At 61.3% G+C, this 17,902-nt stretch carries 21 protein-coding genes; 16 read left to right on the top strand and 5 right to left on the bottom strand.

The features are described 5' to 3' along the window. Positions 1-42 precede the first annotated feature (42 nt). From RS9916_RS03380 to fba, 13 genes are all read left to right on the top strand, one after another. Entirely contained in the window at positions 43-1,095 is a 1,053-nt protein-coding gene (locus RS9916_RS03380; protein ID WP_007097833.1) for a hypothetical protein, read from the top strand. 5 nt (positions 1,096-1,100) lie between these two features. Next, positions 1,101-1,574, top strand: a complete 474-nt coding sequence (gene ruvX, locus RS9916_RS03375) for a Holliday junction resolvase RuvX (RefSeq protein ID WP_007097832.1) — start codon at positions 1,101-1,103, stop codon at positions 1,572-1,574. A 25-nt stretch (positions 1,575-1,599) separates the two neighbouring features. Then, on the top strand, positions 1,600-2,145 hold the full coding sequence (locus RS9916_RS03370) for a DUF3727 domain-containing protein (protein ID WP_007097831.1): 546 nt from the start codon (positions 1,600-1,602) through the stop codon (positions 2,143-2,145). Beyond that, entirely contained in the window at positions 2,145-2,654 is a 510-nt protein-coding gene (locus RS9916_RS03365; RefSeq protein ID WP_007097830.1) for a YqeG family HAD IIIA-type phosphatase, read from the top strand. The genes RS9916_RS03370 and RS9916_RS03365 overlap by 1 nt, the downstream gene beginning before the upstream one ends. Next, positions 2,651-3,775 carry a glutamate 5-kinase gene (proB, locus tag RS9916_RS03360; RefSeq protein ID WP_007097829.1) on the top strand — a complete coding sequence of 375 codons (1,125 nt, stop codon included), beginning with the start codon at positions 2,651-2,653 and terminating at the stop codon, positions 3,773-3,775. Before RS9916_RS03365 ends, proB begins: the two co-directional genes overlap by 4 nt. A gap of 3 nt (positions 3,776-3,778) precedes the next feature. Beyond that, on the top strand, positions 3,779-4,849 hold the full coding sequence (lpxD, locus tag RS9916_RS03355) for a UDP-3-O-(3-hydroxymyristoyl)glucosamine N-acyltransferase (protein WP_007097828.1): 1,071 nt from the start codon (positions 3,779-3,781) through the stop codon (positions 4,847-4,849). 34 nt (positions 4,850-4,883) lie between these two features. Then, positions 4,884-5,963: a 3-isopropylmalate dehydrogenase gene (leuB, locus tag RS9916_RS03350; RefSeq protein WP_007097827.1), complete on the top strand. Its 1,080-nt coding sequence runs from the start codon at positions 4,884-4,886 to the stop codon at positions 5,961-5,963. An 82-nt stretch (positions 5,964-6,045) separates the two neighbouring features. Then, entirely contained in the window at positions 6,046-6,948 is a 903-nt protein-coding gene (locus tag RS9916_RS03345) for a phosphoribulokinase (RefSeq protein ID WP_007097826.1), read from the top strand. 345 nt (positions 6,949-7,293) lie between these two features. Further along, positions 7,294-8,100, top strand: coding sequence for an A24 family peptidase (locus RS9916_RS03340; RefSeq protein WP_007097824.1), 807 nt, complete (start codon positions 7,294-7,296; stop codon positions 8,098-8,100). Between the two features lie 96 nt (positions 8,101-8,196). After that, positions 8,197-9,075, top strand: coding sequence for an acetyl-CoA carboxylase, carboxyltransferase subunit beta (accD, locus tag RS9916_RS03335; RefSeq protein ID WP_007097822.1), 879 nt, complete (start codon positions 8,197-8,199; stop codon positions 9,073-9,075). Further along, positions 9,075-9,479 (top strand): hypothetical protein, encoded by a 405-nt coding sequence (locus tag RS9916_RS03330; protein ID WP_007097821.1) that lies wholly within the window; start codon positions 9,075-9,077, stop codon positions 9,477-9,479. Before accD ends, RS9916_RS03330 begins: the two co-directional genes overlap by 1 nt. 3 nt (positions 9,480-9,482) lie before the next feature. Beyond that, complete coding sequence (locus RS9916_RS03325) at positions 9,483-10,580, top strand: Gfo/Idh/MocA family protein (protein WP_007097820.1); 1,098 nt, start codon at positions 9,483-9,485, stop codon at positions 10,578-10,580. A 78-nt stretch (positions 10,581-10,658) separates the two neighbouring features. Next, on the top strand, positions 10,659-11,732 hold the full coding sequence (gene fba / locus RS9916_RS03320; protein ID WP_007097819.1) for a class II fructose-bisphosphate aldolase: 1,074 nt from the start codon (positions 10,659-10,661) through the stop codon (positions 11,730-11,732). 130 nt (positions 11,733-11,862) lie between these two features. Here fba and RS9916_RS03315 read toward each other — a convergent pair whose 3' ends face one another. From RS9916_RS03315 to purS, 3 genes are read right to left on the bottom strand one after another with little or no spacing between them, the layout of a single operon-like run. Beyond that, the gene (locus RS9916_RS03315; protein ID WP_007097818.1) at positions 11,863-12,870 is read right to left on the bottom strand and encodes an LD-carboxypeptidase; all 1,008 of its coding nucleotides are present in this window, start codon (positions 12,868-12,870) and stop codon (positions 11,863-11,865) included. Between the two features lie 39 nt (positions 12,871-12,909). Continuing rightward, on the bottom strand, positions 12,910-13,563 hold the full coding sequence (gene purQ / locus RS9916_RS03310; RefSeq protein ID WP_007097817.1) for a phosphoribosylformylglycinamidine synthase subunit PurQ: 654 nt from the start codon (positions 13,561-13,563) through the stop codon (positions 12,910-12,912). Next, positions 13,560-13,814 carry a phosphoribosylformylglycinamidine synthase subunit PurS gene (gene purS / locus RS9916_RS03305; protein ID WP_038024114.1) on the bottom strand — a complete coding sequence of 85 codons (255 nt, stop codon included), beginning with the start codon at positions 13,812-13,814 and terminating at the stop codon, positions 13,560-13,562. The genes purQ and purS overlap by 4 nt, the downstream gene beginning before the upstream one ends. 92 nt (positions 13,815-13,906) lie before the next feature. Between purS and RS9916_RS03300 the strand changes: the two genes are divergently transcribed. Then, positions 13,907-14,272, top strand: a complete 366-nt coding sequence (locus RS9916_RS03300; RefSeq protein ID WP_156777460.1) for a hypothetical protein — start codon at positions 13,907-13,909, stop codon at positions 14,270-14,272. Between the two features lie 152 nt (positions 14,273-14,424). On the opposite strand, the gene RS9916_RS03295 is transcribed toward RS9916_RS03300, so the two are convergent. Both RS9916_RS03295 and RS9916_RS03285 read right to left on the bottom strand, forming a co-directional pair. Continuing rightward, on the bottom strand, positions 14,425-14,697 hold the full coding sequence (locus RS9916_RS03295) for a hypothetical protein (protein ID WP_007097814.1): 273 nt from the start codon (positions 14,695-14,697) through the stop codon (positions 14,425-14,427). A 572-nt stretch (positions 14,698-15,269) separates the two neighbouring features. After that, positions 15,270-15,977, bottom strand: a complete 708-nt coding sequence (locus RS9916_RS03285) for an SDR family NAD(P)-dependent oxidoreductase (RefSeq protein WP_007097811.1) — start codon at positions 15,975-15,977, stop codon at positions 15,270-15,272. 21 nt (positions 15,978-15,998) lie between these two features. On the opposite strand from RS9916_RS03285, the gene RS9916_RS03280 reads away from it, so the two are divergent. Then, on the top strand, positions 15,999-16,583 hold the full coding sequence (locus RS9916_RS03280; RefSeq protein ID WP_007097810.1) for an isoprenylcysteine carboxylmethyltransferase family protein: 585 nt from the start codon (positions 15,999-16,001) through the stop codon (positions 16,581-16,583). 2 nt (positions 16,584-16,585) lie between these two features. Further along, on the top strand, positions 16,586-17,890 hold the full coding sequence (locus RS9916_RS03275) for an MFS transporter (RefSeq protein WP_007097809.1): 1,305 nt from the start codon (positions 16,586-16,588) through the stop codon (positions 17,888-17,890). Positions 17,891-17,902 lie beyond the last annotated feature (12 nt).

Here is a 17,902-nt window from a genome sequence, read left to right as displayed (position 1 = left end):
TGACAGATTTCGGGAGATACATTGTGAAGACAGCCTGAGGAGATGGAGGTGGAGTCGGCCAGCAGCTCACTGCAGGTTGAGCCGCTGAAGGCGGTCCACTTGTCTTGGCTTCAGGCCACCGATCAGACCTTGCTGCTGCCCAGGCTCCAGACCTTGTTGGTGCGGGGTTGGCTGGCCCAGGCTGAAAGCTTCATCCCTGGTTTACTGCTGAACCGGCATCCTCTGGCACTCGTCGCCAGCGAGGACCAGAATCTTCGCTCCCTCCTTCTGTCACGGCCCCACAACCGCCAGGCCAGCTGTTGGCGTTTGGAGCTGCAGACCCTCTCCCCTCCGAGCAAACACAGCCAAGGGGATCTGAACCGTGCGTTGTTCAAACTCGCCCTCACGGGGGGGCACGCCCGCTCACGCAGCTGGGTGGTGCGTTGCAGTGCGAGCGACAACGTGCAGATCGGCATCTTGCGGGAACTGGGATTCCAACCGATTCGCACATTCCGGCGCTGGCGCCCTCAGCCTGCAACCACCACCCTCCAGCCAACCCCCTGGCCTCAGGGCTGTTCCTGGGTCCCCATCAACCGTCAGAGCGCTCCCCTGCTCTGGGCCCTCGATCAGGCTTCGACCACAAGCCACCAACGACAAATTGTCGATCGACATCCGATTGACCTCCTTGACCAGGCGGGGGCAGGCAGTGGCGTCCTGCTCACATCCGGCCAACTGCCGAATGATCGGAGCTCCCCTGTTGCCATCGCAGGCTTGGTGCGCCAGCAGCGCTCGGACGATGCGCAGGTGTTTGAACTCTTGAGGGGCCCTGCCTGGGATCAGCGCCTCGACGCTGGATTGCCGGCACTCGTGAACCAACTACAAGAACGCTGCACCCAGGCCACGCTCGTCTGCAACAGCGAAGACAGCATCGTGGCGGCTCAAATCAATTCGCTCGGTTGGCACTCCATCGACGATGAACTGCTGCTGGGTCGCAGCCTCTGGCGCCGTCAGGCCCAAGCCCGCAGGCTCCAGGCAACACGCCCGCTGGAATCGATGCTCGGTCGGCTTCAGCCCCAGCAACCTCCACTGCCCACGCCGGTGCTGGGGAGGCGCTGACGGTCGTGGGCACCCCAAAACCACGTTCCGTCCTCAGCCTCGATGTGGGGCGAAAACGCATTGGCCTCGCTGGGTGTGACCCCCTTGGCATCAGTGTTCGGCCGTTACCAGCCATCAGGCGCAGTCGTTTTGATCAAGACTTGGAGCACCTGCGAGCGCTGTGCACCACACGCCAAGTGGATGCACTTGTGGTGGGGCTGCCACTGGACGACAAGGGACAGCGCACCGCGCAGGCTGAGCACTGCGAACGCTACGGACGTCGTCTCGCTCAGACGTTGGCGTTACCGCTGGCCTGGGTGAATGAACACAGCAGCAGTTGGGCTGCTGGCGAGAGCCGCAATCTGCACGGGGACCGCAGCGGGCGCCTCGACAGCGAAGCTGCAGCCCTGTTGCTGGAGCAATGGCTTCAGGACGGACCAGAACCAGTACCGGTCGAGCCTGCGGCCCCTGGCGATGGCGCGAGCTGCGACAAGGCATGATCCTGAAAAGACCGACGTCCCATTCATGACCGCCAGCGGCCCCGGCAATAGCGGAGAAGTGCCCACCGTCCTGGTGAGGGACAGCACGGGCAGAGATCTGCTCTGTTTTCTGGAACAACTGATTCCCCTGGATGGCAAGGACTACGCCCTGCTGACACCTGTCGACACCCCGGTGTGTCTCTTCCGCCTCCAAGACGAAGGAGACCCTGAATTAATCGAATCCATCGCCGACAGTGAGCAGATCTTGTCCATCGCCGATGTCGTTCTCCAAGAGCATGAGCTCACTCTCGTTCGCTCCGCAGTCACCCTGACTGTGAGTGGTGAACTGGATGAACCAGAACCGGAAGACCTCGAAGACGAGGAGGGAGACGACGATGACTCCGAGACCTACGAACTGCTGGTGAGCTTTGTGGCGGACAACCAGGACTACGGCCTCTACATTCCTCTGGACCCCTTCTTTGTCGTGGCTCGCATGGAAGAGTCCGGTGCCGTTCTGGTGGAGGGCGAGGATTTTGATCGCATCCAACCGCGCATCGAAGCCGAACTGGAAGAGCGAGAGCCGGCCGAGTGATGCAGCGTCAGTGGCTTCTTCCTGACTGGGACCCTGGCCTGACGGTGGTGCAACTGCCGCTCGAGCATCTGCTCGATCGCGGCATCACCGCGTTACTGCTGGATGTGGATCGCACCCTGCTACCCGGCCATGACGTGCGCTTGCCGGATGCGGTCATGGGATGGGCCACGTCGGCCCAACGCCACCTGCGCCTGCATCTGTTTAGCAATAACCCATCTCGCCATCGCATTGGTGCCGTGGCCGATCAACTCGGTGTGAGTTACACCAGCGGTGCTGCGAAGCCTCGGCGCGCTGCACTGCGCAAGGTGCTGCGCGATCTGCAGGTGCAACCCGATGAGCTGGCGATCGTGGGAGACCGCCTGTTCACCGATGTGCTGGCTGGAAATCGCCTGGGTCTCTACACCGTTCTGGTGCGACCCCTCAAGGCCGATGGCACACCATGTCCCCATGACCGGGTGCAACGTTTTGAACGGAAAGTGGCCCGCCTGTTGGGAGCTGAACGGCAATGACCCTGCGGGTGGTGAAGGTGGGCACCAGCCTGCTCAGGGGGCAGAAGGGTCAGACCACCGCCGACGTGATCGATCAACTGACCACCGCCCTGGCCGAGAGCCTTGACCGTGGTGATCGAGCTGTTCTGGTGAGCAGTGGTGCGGTTGGTCTGGGCTGCCGGCGTTTGGGACGGGAGAGGCGTCCGGAGGGAGTGGTTGGGCTTCAAGCCGCTGCAGCGATCGGGCAGGGGCATCTCATGGGCATCTACGACCAGGCCATGGCACGCCATGGCCGTGCTGTAGCTCAGGTCTTGCTGACCCGTTCCGAGATCGCCGACCGCCGCAGCTACACCAGCGCATCAGCGACCTTGCACCAGCTGCTCGATTGGGAGGTGCTTCCGATCGTGAATGAGAACGACACGGTGTCGTCGGCCGAATTGAGATTCGGCGACAACGACACCCTGTCAGCCCTTGTGGCTGCAGCAGTGGGGGCAGATGAGCTGATTCTGCTGACCGATATTGACTCGCTGTATTCCGCCGATCCCCGGGTGGATGCCACAGCCAAACCCATCAGTGATGTGCACCATCCCGACGAGCTGGCTGAACTGGAGGAAGGCGCTGGAGATGGCGGACGCTGGGGCACCGGTGGCATGACCACCAAATTGGCTGCCGCAAGAATCGCCACGGCCAGCGGCATCACGGTGCATCTGGCCGACGGTCGTCAGCCAGGCGTCTTGGAAGAGCTGCTGGATGGCGGACGGGGCGGAACGGTGTTCCACCCCCACCCGGAACCCCTTGGCAGTCGCAAAAGTTGGCTGGCGCACGCTCTGGAACCCATGGGCAATCTCCGCCTGGACGCCGGCGCATGCCAGGCCCTGCGCGAGCGGGGAGCCTCACTGTTACTTGTTGGAGTGCAGGCCATCGAAGGCAGCTTTGGCCCGAACCAACCGGTGACCCTGATGGACCCTGATGGTCAAGAACTCGCACGCGGCCTGAGCTCCATGAGCAGTGAGGACCTGGATCGCGCCCTTGCTGCAGCGACTGATCAAAGCGCTGACAACAAGACCAACTCACCAGTGGTGGTGCACAGGGATGTGCTGGTGATGACGGCCACGCCTACGATCCGGCCGCAGCAGCTCTGACCCATGCGTTTCAGCCAGTTGATCGCCGCCCTCCAACAGGGAGAGGCCGGACTGCAGGCCCACGATCTCGGAGAGGATCCTGAACTCAGCGGTGCTGCGTCCCTTGAAAAGGCGGATGCCGGCCAGATCAGCTTCCTGGAGAAAGGCAATGCCCTCACCAGTGAGCTGGAGGCCAGCGGAGTGGGAGCCGTGCTGCTCCCGGATCAACCGGATTTACGCGAGCTCGCGCAACGACGAGGTCTGGCCTGGGCTGTTCTGCGTGATCCACGCCTGGCCTTTGCCGAAACCCTCGAACACCTGCATCCGGACCCGCGGCCCGTGGCCGCGATTCATCCCAGCGCGGTGATCGGTAACCGCGTTGAACTGGGGGCTGGAGTCTCGATCGGAGCCCACGTGTGCATCGCCGATGGCAGCCGCATCGGGGCGCACAGCGTGATTTATCCCGGCGTCGTGATCTACGGCGATGTGGAGATCGCTGACCATTGCGTGGTTCACGCCAACGCCGTCTTACATCCCGGCAGCCGCCTGCATCGCCGCTGTGTGATCCACTCCACCGCAGTCGTGGGTTCTGAAGGATTTGGCTTTGTTCCCACTACCAAAGGGTGGAGAAAGATGCCCCAGACCGGGCTTGTGGTGCTGGAAGAAGGGGTGGAAGTGGGGTGCGGCAGCACCATCGACCGTCCTTCTGTGGGAGAGACCCGCATTGGAGCAGGAACGAAAATCGACAACCTCGTGCAGATCGGCCACGGGGTGGAGACCGGTCGAGGCTGTGCCTTGGCCTCCCAGGTGGGCATCGCGGGTGGAGCGCGACTCGGCAATGGCGTGATTCTTGCCGGCCAAGTTGGCGTCGCCAATCGTGCGCAGATCGGTGACCGTGCCATTGCCAGCTCGAAGAGCGGCATCCATGGGGAGATCGCTGCTGGAGAGGTGGTCAGCGGCTATCCCGCCATCTCCAACCGTCTTTGGCTGCGCTGCTCCGCTGCCTTCGCCAAGTTGCCGGAGATGGCCAAGCAGCTCCGGGAGCTGAAGAAGGAGATTGCATCCCTCAAGGACACTCCCCATGCTCCTCAGTAACCTCGCAGGCTGCACCCGCATCCTTTGAGGTTCAATGCGTCAGCATCGCGTCGTTCTGCTGCCCGGCGATGGCATCGGGCCGGAAATCACCGCGGTGGCCCGCCGGCTGCTGGAGGCGGTCAGCGAACGCCATGGCTTCACCCTCAGTTTTGAAGACCAGCCCATCGGTGGTTCTGCCATCGATGCCACTGGGGAACCTTTGCCCGCCAGCACACTTGCTGCCTGCCGTGCTGCTGATGCGGTCTTGCTAGCAGCCATTGGCAGCCCCAGATTTGACAGCCTGCCCCGCGAGAAACGTCCAGAGAGTGGCCTACTGGCACTGCGTGCCGGCATGGAGCTGTTCGCCAACCTGAGGCCAGTAAAAATCGTGCCGGCGCTGATCGATGCCAGCACCCTGCGGCCGGAGGTGATCGAGGGAGTCGATCTCATGGTGGTCCGTGAACTCACCGGGGGCATCTACTTCGGCCAACCCAAAGGGCGCGTCGAGGCCGATGGCGAAGAGCGCGGATTCAACACCATGACCTACTCCAGCTCGGAGGTGGATCGGATTGCCCGAGTAGCCTTCGATCTAGCGAAAGAACGCCGTGGTCAACTCTGTTCTGTCGACAAGGCCAATGTGCTGGATGTGAGCCAGCTGTGGCGGGATCGGGTTGACGCGATGGCACCGGACTATGCCGGTGTTGAAGTCAGCCACATGTACGTGGACAATGCCGCCATGCAATTGGTGCGGGCCCCGCGTCAGTTCGACGTGCTGCTCACCGGCAACCTCTTCGGGGATATTCTCAGCGACGAGGCCGCGATGCTGACTGGCTCCATCGGCATGTTGCCCTCAGCATCTCTGGGATCCGACGGGCCAGGTCTGTTTGAACCGGTGCACGGCTCAGCCCCCGACATTGCAGGGCAGGACAAGGCCAATCCCATGGCCATGGTGCTCTCAGCCGCGATGATGCTGCGCATTGGCCTGAAGGAAGCCCAAGCAGCATCCGCCTTGGAAGCCGCCGTGGATCAGGTGCTGGCAGACGGGTTCCGCACCGGTGATCTGATGGCCGAAGGCTGCACCGCCCTGGGCTGCAAGGCCATGGGTGAGGCCCTGCTCAAAGCCCTCGATCGCTAACGACCATTGAGAACGCCGGCCCCGGATTAGGCGCGGCGGGCCGGCGTCTGCCAAACTCGCTGGGTTCAGTTCTCCTGCGTCGATGTCGAAGCGCCATCCCGTTGTCGCCGTTACTGGTTCGTCCGGAGCCGGCACCAGCACCGTGAAACGGGCTTTCGAGCACATCTTCGCTCGCGAGAACATCACGCCTGCGGTGGTGGAAGGCGACAGCTACCACCGCTTCGAGCGCATGGCCATGAAACAGGCCATGGCCGACGCTCTGGCCAAAGGGGAGAACTTCTCCCACTTCGGCCCTGAAGCCAACCTCTTCGACAAGCTCGAAGAGCTATTTCGCGTCTATGGCGAAACCGGTGGTGGACAGAAGCGTTATTACCTGCACAGCACTGAAGAGGCTGCCCACCACAACGGCCGCCTCAATGTGAACCTGGAGCCCGGCCAGTTCACCCCTTGGGAAGACATCCCCTCCGGCACCGATCTTCTGTTCTACGAAGGCCTACACGGCGGTGTGAAAGGCAGCGGCTATGACGTGGCCGGCCTCGCTGACCTGCTGGTGGGTGTGGTGCCGATCGTGAACCTGGAGTGGATCCAGAAGATCTCCCGTGACAACGCCGAGCGTGGTTACTCCGCCGAGGCCACGGTCGACACGATCCTGCGCCGGATGCCTGATTACATCAATCACATCTGCCCGCAATTCAGCCAGACCGACATCAACTTCCAGCGTGTCCCCACCGTGGACACCTCGAACCCATTCATGATCCGGAACATCCCCACTCCGGATGAAAGCTTCGTGATCATTCACTTCCGCAAGGGAGCCCGTGAGAAATGGGGGATTGACTTCACTTATCTGCTCGACATGATCCACGATTCCTTCATGTCCAGCCCCACATCCATCGTGGTGAACGGCGGCAAGATGGGCTTCGCCATGGAACTGATCCTGACCCCGATCATTCACCGCATGATCGAAGAGAAGAAGAAGCTCGCCTGATTCAAATCTGCTTTCAACATCTATCGTGGGCCCATCTGAGCAATCAGGTGGGCCCATTTCTATTTCCACCCCATCGTTTGTAATCGCCGGTGCGGCGGTGAGTTCAACACCCTCACCACGATGGGATCGTGTCAACAGTCAGGAGCTCATCGCTCGAGCACGAGCGATCTACTTTCGCTACCTAAGTGAGGCAGGACGCTCAACAGAACCGACTGGCGTTGTGCTCTGTGCCAAAAGCGGAGAAGGCAGGGTCGTGTTTGAGATGCCGACCCTGCTACCCGATGAAGACTTTCTTTCCACGCAGCTGCTTCGTGGCAAAGCAACTCGGCGCGGACCAGGACGGGCATGAGCACGTCGATCCTGCTCCTGCTCGCGGGTGCCTGCATTGGAAGTTTTCTCAACGTGGTGGTCTGGCGCCTGCCCAGACAGGAGTCGGTCGTGTGGCCTGGAAGCCACTGTCCAAACTGCGGCCATGGGGTGCGTTGGCACGACAACATCCCTGTCCTGGGCTGGATAGCACTCACCGGTCGCTGTCGAGACTGCGGCTGGTCGATTCCCATCCGTTATCCCCTGGTGGAGTTGCTGAGTGCAGGTTTGTGGTGGACTGCAGCAGGGGCCCACGGCTTCAATCCGGCCACATCCGCAGGGCTGAACCTCATTGCCGGTGTGCTGCTGGTGAGCCTGCTGTTGCCGCTCACGTTGATCGATCTTGATCATCTCTGGTTGCCAGAGCCGCTCTGTCGCGCCGGAGTGATCGCGGGCCTGACGGCCAGCTTGATCGCCGCATCGACCCTCATGACCGGTGGCGCCGCCCTGATGCTCAGTCATCTGTTGGGGGCATCCGCTGCACTGCTGGTGCTGGAGGGGCTCAGTGCCTTAGCCGAAAAAGCCCTTGGTCAACCCGCACTTGGACTGGGAGACGCCAAGTTGGCAGCTCTGGGCGGTGCCTGGCTGGGCTTGCAAGGTGTCGCGATCGCCATGCTCCTGGCCATTGTGGGCGGGGCGGTGATTGGCTCACTCGCCCGAATTAGCGGGCGGCTCGGTCCTCGGGAACCCTTCCCCTTTGGCCCCTTCATCGCCACCGGCATCTGGCTGGTGTGGTTGCAGGGACCCAACTGGTGGTGGCAACACTGGCTTGCGCTCTTTGGGTAATTGATCAACACATCAGTGGGGGCTCACCCCTTCCCCTGACTGGCCTGAACCGCTGTCGTCACTGCGATTACAGTGCACCAATCGTGGGGGGAATGGATGAGTCTCTTTGACTGGTTTGCTGATCGCCGCAAAGATCAGTCGGTCGGCAAGGTCACCCAAGAACAGGATGAGGGAGATGGCCTGTGGAGCAAATGCTCGGAATGTGGCCAAGTCGTTTACCGCAAGGACTTAATTGCCAATGCCAACGTCTGCAGTAACTGCGGCCATCACAACAGGATCGACAGCGCCGAGCGCATTGCCCTGATTGCTGATCCAGGCAGCTTCACCGCCATCAATGGCGAGCTGGAACCGACCGATCCGCTTGGTTTCAAGGATCGCCGTGCCTATGCCGATCGGCTGCGGGAAACCCAGGCCAAGACAGGTCTCAGAGATGCGGTGATCACGGGGACATGCCGGGTGAATGATCTCCCCATGGCCCTCGCGGTGATGGACTTTCGGTTCATGGGAGGGTCGATGGGATCCGTGGTGGGGGAGCGCATTACCCGCCTGGTGGAAAAAGCCACCGACGAGCGCCTGCCACTGCTGATCGTTTGCGCGTCGGGCGGTGCTCGCATGCAGGAAGGAATGCTCAGCTTGATGCAGATGGCCAAGATTTCCGGAGCCCTCGAACGCCACAGGGAACAAGGACTGCTTTATATGCCTCTGTTGACGCACCCCACCACGGGAGGGGTGACTGCCAGCTTCGCCATGCTTGGGGATCTGATCCTGGCCGAACCCAAGGCGTTGATCGGCTTCGCCGGACGCCGCGTGATCGAACAGACCCTGCGCGAAAAACTGCCTGACGATTTCCAGACAGCTGAATACCTGCAAGAGAAAGGTTTCGTCGACACCATCGTGCCCCGGACCCAGCTCAAGAGCACCCTCGCCACTTTGCTGCGACTGCACGGCAGCCAACCGGTTGGAGTGGCAGGTTGATGCGCACCTTGCCTTGGCGCAGGTGGCTTCTGTCTCTGGTGTTGCCCTTGCTGCTGCTGGTGCCCCTCCACTTGCACCGTGATGCAGGCGTCGTCTACGCCGGGCCAGTGGACTGGCAGGAAGTGGAACCGACCGCGGAAGGACGTCAATGGTGGGACGCAGGCAGCCTTCGCCGGGATCGCGACGGCTTCGTGAACGTTCTCAGCCGCTACACCACCGAAACAGACGAAGACGTCGCCACACTCGGAACCCTGGTGGTCATGCAGATCGATTGTGATCAGCGTCTGTTCCGCGACAAACAGGTGAATGGTTTGCCGCGATGGGGCGCGCAGTGGGAACCTGCTGGCGGCGACGGATTGATCGAACGTGTGATCGATGCGGTCTGCCGAGCTGATCTGGCCTGACTCATGCACTCTCAATCCTCCCAGCAACCACCCATCGGCGTCGCCATCGCCGGCCTGGGGTTCGGGGAGGCGGTCCACCTGCCAGCACTCCAGGCCAACCCTGGGCTCAAACCCGTCGCCCTTTGGCATCCACGCCAGGAACGACTGGATCAGGCTTGCATGAGCCATGGGCTGAAGGGCTTCACCGAATGGGATGCCGTGCTCTCGGATCCTGCAGTGGACGCCGTGATCGTTACCACCCCTCCAGCGCCGAGACATGACCTAGCCCGACGCGCTCTCGAAGCAGGAAAACATCTGTTGCTCGAGAAACCGGTCGCGCTCCATGCCGATCAGGTCGCGGATCTTCAGAGGCTGGCCGTGCAAAAGCGCCTCAGCGTCGCCGTGGATTTCGAATACCGGGCCGTTCCCCTGTTCATGCAGGCCGCCCGACTGCTTCAAGCGGGTGCCATTGGCACACCGTGGCTGGTGAAATACGACTGGCTAATGAGCAGTCGTGCCAATGCGCAGCGCCCCTGGAGCTGGTACTCCGATGCAGCCCAAGGCGGAGGCGTGATCGGTGCACTGGGAACCCATGCTTTTGACACTCTCCATTGGCTGATCGGCCCCAGCACCGACCTGCGAGCCCTTCATCACACCGCCATTGGCCAACGGCCCACACCCAGCGGCGAGATGCGTTCTGTTGATGCAGAGGATGTAGCCCTCATTCAGGCCCAACTTCAGGCCCCTGATGGGCAGACCATGGTTCCTGCCCAGATCAGCCTGGCCTCAGTCGCCCGCAACGGCCGGGGCTGCTGGATTGAGGTCTACGGCTCCGAAGGCAGCCTCACCCTCGGAAGCGACAACCAGAAGGACTACGTCCATGGGTTCAGTCTCTGCCTCAGCAAGGACGGGGACAGTCCAAGGGTGATCCAACCGGATGCCGACCTCAACTTCCCCACCACTTGGAGCGATGGTCGAATCGCACCCGTGGCACGGCTTCAAGGGTGGTGGGCTGACAGCATCCGCACGGGTCGACCCATGGTTCCTGGCCTGAGTGAAGGCCTGCTGAGCCAGACCGCTTGCGACCAATCCCAGGCCTCACATCGCTCCTGGTGCCACTGAGAGTGATCGAGGTGAGGCAAATCCGGTAGATTCGCCCGCATCCGTCTCCACGACGTTTACCCCCCGAGGATCTTCACCATGGCGCTCGTCCCGCTTCGGCTCCTGCTCGACCACGCCGCCGAAAACGGCTACGGCATCCCTGCGTTCAACGTCAACAACCTTGAGCAGGTCCAGTCGATCATGGAGGCGGCTCACGAGACCGACTCTCCCGTGATCCTCCAGGCCTCCCGTGGTGCACGCACCTACGCCGGTGAAAGCTTCCTGCGTCACCTGATCCTGGCGGCTGTCGAGACCTATCCCGACATCCCTGTGGTGATGCACCAGGACCACGGCAACAGCCCTTCCACCTGCTACGGCGCTGCTGCTAACGGTTTCACCTCCGTGATGATGGACGGCTCCCTGGAAGCCGACGCCAAGACTCCTGCCAGCTACGAGTACAACGTGGCTGTCACCAAGGAAGTGGTGGACGTGGCTCATGCCATCGGCGTCAGCGTCGAAGGTGAGCTGGGTTGCCTGGGTTCCCTCGAGACCGGTAAGGGCGAAGCAGAAGATGGCCACGGCTTCGAAGGCGAGCTGTCCAAGGACCAGCTGCTGACCGATCCTGCCGAAGCTGCTGACTTCGTTGCCAAAACCAAGGTTGATGCCCTGGCGATTGCCATCGGCACCAGCCACGGCGCTTACAAGTTCACCCGCAAGCCCACCGGTGAAGTGCTGGCCATCAGCCGCATCGCTGAAATCCACAAGGCCATCCCCAACACCCACCTGGTGATGCACGGTTCCTCCTCCGTGCCCCAAGAGTGGCTGGAGATGATCAACAAGTACGGCGGTCAGATTCCTGAGACCTACGGCGTTCCCGTCGAGGAGATCCAGGAAGGCATCCGTAACGGTGTCCGCAAGGTGAACATCGACACCGATAACCGCCTGGCCTTCACCGCTGCTGTGCGTGAAGCCGCCGCTGCGGATCCTGCCAACTTCGATCCCCGCCACTTCAACAAGCCTGCTCGTAAGTACATGAAGCAGGTCTGCCTCGACCGCTACCAGCAGTTCTGGGCCGCCGGCAACGCCAGCAAGATCAAGCAGCGCGACATCAACTACTACGCCGGTCTGTATGCCAAGGGTTCCCTGGATCCCAAAACCGCAGTGGCTGCCTGATTCAGGCTCTGCCATACGGCGAATGGGGGGCTACGGCCCCCCATTTTTTATGTCTGCTCAGGGTTGATGCCTGTTCAACGTGGATCCCTACTCAGCATTGGCAGCTGATGCCTGGGTGCATGCGCGATGGTCAAGACAACACACTGAGCACCCCCCGGCGACCGTCGAGACGGGCCTGCGCACCGATCGGCAGCGCCAGATTCGGACGCCCATGGCCCACCGGCAGATCAAGCACCAGGGGGATACCCAGATCTCCCAGTCGCTCCTCCAGGATTTCATCCATGCTGAAATCGCCGGGAAGGATGTCATCCTCAGCCCAACTGAAGCGCCCACAAGCCACGCCTGCCAATCCCTGAAGCAAACCCGCTGTACGCCAGTGGGTCAGCATGCGATCCACCCGGTAAGGGGCCTCGCCAACGTCTTCGAAAACGAGGATTGATCCACGCAGATCAGGCATCCAGCGGGTAGCAATCAGATGCGTTGCCACCGTGAGGTTGGTCACCACAAGAGGGCCCTCACTCTGACCAGGGCGAACTCCCCGCCCCTGGAGCGGTGCCACAGGGCATCCAGTCAGCAGATCAACGGTGCGCTGCCACTGCTCCTCGGCGCCACCACTCGACCCGTGCAGAGCACCGGGTAAACCAGCAGCCCACTGGGCCAGCAAAAGAGAGCTGTTGTCTGAAAACCCCAATGCCCATTTGGCACGGCGGGGGAAGCGAAAGCCCGCTTCCAGAACACGAGCACCGCCCCAACCACCACCAAGACTGATCACGGCATCCACCTTGGGATCACGCCAGGCTGCTTCCAGGTCAGCCACCCGTTCACGATCTTTGGCCGAGAAGTAGCGCCACTGCCCCAGAACTGACGCTGGAACCTCGAGCTTCCAGCCCTGGGCCTCACAACGTTGCCTCAGGCGCTGAAGGTCAATGGCTGGATCCATCCAGGTGCCTGGATTGACCGCCCGAAGGCAGGCACCGGGCCGCAAGGGCTTCGGTGCAGGGAGCACAGACAAGGGCCGCGCCTCAGCACGGCCAGAAGCCCCAATCGCTGGTCCCAAAATCCCGAGACCAGCCCCTGAAAGACCAACCCGCAACAGGTCGCGGCGACCGAGGCGTGCGAAGCGAAGCCCTTCCCCCACAGCCGATGCTCAGCGCGACGTCACCGCATTGTGAGGGGTTCAGGCCAACAGCGCCTGCATCAAGGTGCGACCGTCAACGCCACCCGTTGTGGAATCACAGGCCCGCTCAGGGTGAGGCATCAGGCCGAGCACGTTGCCAGCAGCGTTGGTGATGCCAGCGATATCGGCCACCGACCCATTCGGATTGTTGAGGTAGCGGAAAGCGATGGCATCGTCGTCTTGCAGCTGCTTGAGCGTCTCATCACTGCATTGGTAACGCCCTTCGCCATGGGCAATGGGCAGGGTGAGCCGGTCACCAGACTGATGCCCCTTCATCCAGGCCGTGCGGCCTGAAGCAACCTCTAACTGGGCGTCCTCACAGATGAAGTGAAGATTGCGATTGCGGGTCAAGGCCCCGGGGAGCAAACCCAGTTCGGTGAGCACCTGAAAGCCATTGCAGATACCGAGGACGCGCCCGCCGCGACCGGCGAACTCCACAAGGGATTCCAGCACCGGGGCAAAGCGGGCAATGGCCCCACAGCGCAGATAATCGCCATAGCTGAAACCGCCGGGAAGCACCACAGCATCCAGGCCACTGAGGTCTCTCTCCTCGTGCCAGAGATATCGGGTCGGCTGCCCCAGGCACCCCTCACTGGCCCAGCGCACATCCCGGTCACAGTTGGAACCGGGGAAAACGACAACACCGACGCTCATGCCTGCTGAAGCTCCAGGGTCCAGTTCTCGATCACAGGATTGGCCAGAAGCCTGTCGCTGAGAAGTTCCAGGCGACGGCGGGCCTCCTGTTCATCAGGGGCATCCAATTCCAGCTCCACCGCTTTGCCAATCCGCAGCTTGCTGACACCATCCACGCCAAGACGGGAGGCCGCAGACCGGGTGGCCTCTCCAGCAGGATCGAGCACGGACGGGCGCAAATTCACCAATACGCGGGCTTGATAACGCGGCACGGTCACCTCGCAGGGATTGTTAAATCTTGGCAGGCCGAGGCACCGCCCCTGATCCAGCGACTGCACGTTGAAGACAGGGATCCGGTGCTGCCTTGTCTCGTTCGCCGTCGACTGCGCCCTGGCTGATCGCTTTGGTGATTCTGTGTCTTGGTAAGCAGGCCAGCGTTCGGGCCGACCAAACCCTGGCGCGAAGGGACACGGAACAGGCGGTCGAGCTGCAATGCAGCCGTTCCAATGGCCCATGGAGTCCCTGCCGTATGGGGATTCAAAAGGTCGGAAGCCAATGGTGGATCCAGATGGGAAACGAGCGCATTCGCTTTGAACATGACGGCAGCGGTCATGTGCGCATGCGAACCGGAGCCCATGCTGCGTGGACCAGCGTCGAACCGAACTGGGCGGGCAACCAGGTGTTGTGCTGGGGATCGATCTGCGCCCGAGGAGCCTTTCCCCTCGACTGAGGCCTGGGTTACACCACAGAAGAATTGAACGCGAAAGCGTTGATCAGGTCGTAGGCATCACCCTGGCGATACATCCAGAAGCCTGAAAACAATTCTGCTCAGTAAGCCAAGCAAAGCCCCGCTCTTCGCGGGGCATTTTTCTAGAGAATGGATCAGTACCAGGTACCGGGAGCAGGATCGTCTTCCCCAGGTGGTTGATGAACGTTGCCTGAGCTTTTTTTCTTGGCAATCAAGATCACGAGTTTTGCAACATCATCGACGTAGTCACCGAGCGTGTGCGTGCCATCACCATTGCCAAAGGTTTTTTCGAACCATTTTCCTACCTTGGTTTTGGCTTCTCGACCACCACCACTGATGGTCTGAAGCGTGTCAAAGTCGAGCTCTTGATCTTGCATCGCGGCGATACAAGCAATGGATTGATTCATGGTTTTGTGTGTGAGGGTTAAAGCGGAGGTCTCCCTCCGACACACACACCATCGCCGCGATCACCACCCGAATCATTGACCTGGGTCAACGATGGCTGTGATCTTGATCACTTCACCTGGGAATTCGAGAGGGACGCTCGCAACGAATCGCTCTCGATTATCTGCACAGCAAATGATGATCAGGTGTCGATCACAATTGGCACCATCAGCGAGACCCCTAGCGATGAACCTCCAAACAGCGGCGGGCAGCAGATTACGTGGGTCGCACTGCGTCTTTGATCGCAAAGACAATTGCAACCACATTTAAATTGACAGCAGCAACACCACAAGTTGGTACACCCATCGATTGAAAACGCCGGAATCTGATGCTCGGTATTGAGCGATTCAGGATGAACCGGAAAGATCAAGACACATCGGTGCGTTGCAACGCCACCACCAGTGCAGGACACCAGAGGGCAATCAGCAGCAGCACTGCAATGAGGCTCCGTTCAGACTTGCTTGAATCACAAGGAACTTCGCTCGGCGCGATCGTGCTCGGACCAAGCGACTCTGGCTGGGTCGCTCGCTCGGTCTTACACCTCAGGCAGGCAACTCAACGCAAACTCAAAGGGCACCGCAGACCGTGGCAACTCCAGCAGGCGCGATGACCACGCCGCCAGATCCTCGGGTTGCGTCATCTGCTCTGGAGGCACCGCGTTGATGCCACTGACCATGTCGGTGTTGACCCAACCAGGACAGATGGCCGTGATTCGAATGCCATGGTCCCAACCCTCATTGCGGATGGTCTGACAAAGGCCCATCAGCGCGAACTTGCTGCTGGCGTAACCCGCCCAACGCCCCTTGCTGCGTTTACCACTCATCGACACCAACACCTGAATGCGGGCATCGCCATGGGCGATAAGCGATGACCAGGCAGCACGGGTCAGCCACCAGGGGCCCATCAGATTGACCCGCATCAGCTGTTCCGGCTCGTGTGATTGAGCGTCCGTAAACAGAAGCGGCGTCGGAAGCAACAACCCAGCGCTGTGAATCAGGGAATCGATGCCACCAAAACGCTCCAAGGCTTGTTGCACCCAAGCGGTTGCCGCCGCCGGATCCTCAGCGTCGTAAGGCACCAGCTGGATCCTGTCGGAGCCAGCCACAGCTGGATCAAGAGCCGTACCGATGAGCCCATCTGGATTACGCACCCCCAGGCTCAGGCGGTGGCCATCACGCAAGGCGCGTTCAGCAATCGCACGTCCGATGCCACGCGAGGCTCCGCTGATCAGAATTGTGCGCATGACCCCTGGCGTGTTGGCCCATTGAAGACACCCCAACCCGGTGATGGTGCAAACAACAGCCGCATCCGCGCCGCCTTCAGCGGGTGGAACCTGAGCTGGCGTGGCCTGATCAACAACGCCCAAGGGGAGTGGTGGCTCATGGGCCAACTGGTGTTGATCTTTGCCGTCATCCTGCTGCCGGCCTGGCCGGCAGCCTGGTCTGTCCTGCCACCGCTTCAGCTGCGTTGGGTCTGTCTGACGCTCGGATGGATTCTTCTGGGGGGAGGCGCGCTGCTTGCGAGCCAGGCGTTGATCACCCTCGGCGTCAATTTGTCTCCACTGCCGGAACCCAAAGCAGGAATCGATCTGGTGAGCAACGGGCCCTATCGACTCTGTCGTCACCCCCTCTATCTCGCCGTGTTGATCTGCACGACGGGCATGATGCTCATCCGGCTCAGCGCCCTGCACGGAATCCTTCTGGTGGCCTTGGCCTTCGTGCTGCGGGGCAAGGCCACCCGCGAAGAGCGCCGGTTGCTGCAGAGGCATCCGTCCTATGCCCAGGTGTTTGCCGACACCGCAGGACTTGCGCCAGGGGTTCCTGGCCTGAACTGGCGCGTGAGGGACTGACCATGGTGCGTTGGCCAAGCGAAAAGCCTTTGGTCCGTGTGATCTGCGCAGGGCTGATCGGGAACGTGATGGAGTGGTACGACTTTTCCTTGTATGGCTACTTCGCGGTCACGATCGGCCACGAGTTTTTTCCAGACGCACAACCCGGTGTTTCCCTGCTTGCGGCTTTCGCGACGTTTGCAGCCGGATTCCTCGTTCGACCGCTTGGTGGTGTCGTTCTCGGGCGCATTGGCGACCGAATGGGAAGTCAACACGCCCTGCTGATCAGCGTGGTGGCCATGGCGATCCCAACCACATTGATGGCGGCCCTGCCGACCTACAACCAGGTCGGCATCCTTGCGCCGATCCTGCTGGTGATCTTGCGCCTCATGCAGGGACTTTCAGCGGGTGGTGAATACACGACGTCGATCATTTATCTCTGCGAACGGGCGCCTTCCCGCAAACGCGGCTGGATGGCCATGTGGGGACTGTGGGGATCGGTTGCAGGCATGCTCCTCGCCTCGGCGTTGGGCGATTGCCTGGCCCATGGATTGAGCCCGGAACAGCTTCACGCCTGGGGATGGCGGATCGCCTTTGCCTTGGGTTCAGTGATCGCCCTGGTGGGGGTGCTGCTGCGCAACCATCTGCGCCCGATGCAATCGGTCGAACCACCCAGCAATCAGCCCTTAAGAGAGCTGGTGATGCATCGATCAGCACTCCTAAGGGTGCTTCTACTGAATGTTGCCAGCAGCGTGAGCTTCTATCTGCTGTTCGTGTACGTCGTGAGTGACCTGGAGAGCATTGACAAATTGGCGTCAGCCACCGCCCTCAACCTCAACACCAAAGCGATGGGGTTGCTGTTGATCCTCTACCCAATCTCGGCACTGATCGGCGATCGAGTCGGCCGAAAACCGATGTTCATCCTGGGCTCAGGCTGGCTTGTGCTGGGAGCCTGGCCCGTGCTCCATCTGCTGCAGAGCCACGATCCCTCGACGATCTGGCGAGGGGAGCTGGGGCTGGTGATGGCCGTCGCCATTCTGGCCGGAGCCAAAAACGCAGCCAATGTGGAACTGATGCCGCAGGCGATTCGCAACACAGGCCTGGCACTCGCGTTCAACCTTGCGGAAGGCTGGATCGGGGGACTGACTCCGCTGGCAGCCACCTGGCTGGTGATGCACAGCGGCCATCCAACAAGCCCCGCCTTGCTTTTAGTGGGTGCTGGGGTGGTCACCCTGGTGACCGCCGTGGGATTCACGCGCGAAACCGCCTTTGCCCCCCTGCAGGGCAGCACGACCGGAGAAGGCGCGCCCGTCTCAGCAAAGACCTAAGTCCGGACTGAA

This window comes from Synechococcus sp. RS9916 (genome assembly GCF_000153825.1).
In the GTDB taxonomy this organism is placed as follows: Bacteria; Cyanobacteriota; Cyanobacteriia; order PCC-6307; family Cyanobiaceae; genus Synechococcus_C.
Note: the sequence above shows the minus strand (reverse complement) of the source record. Positions and strands in the feature narration are given on the sequence as shown.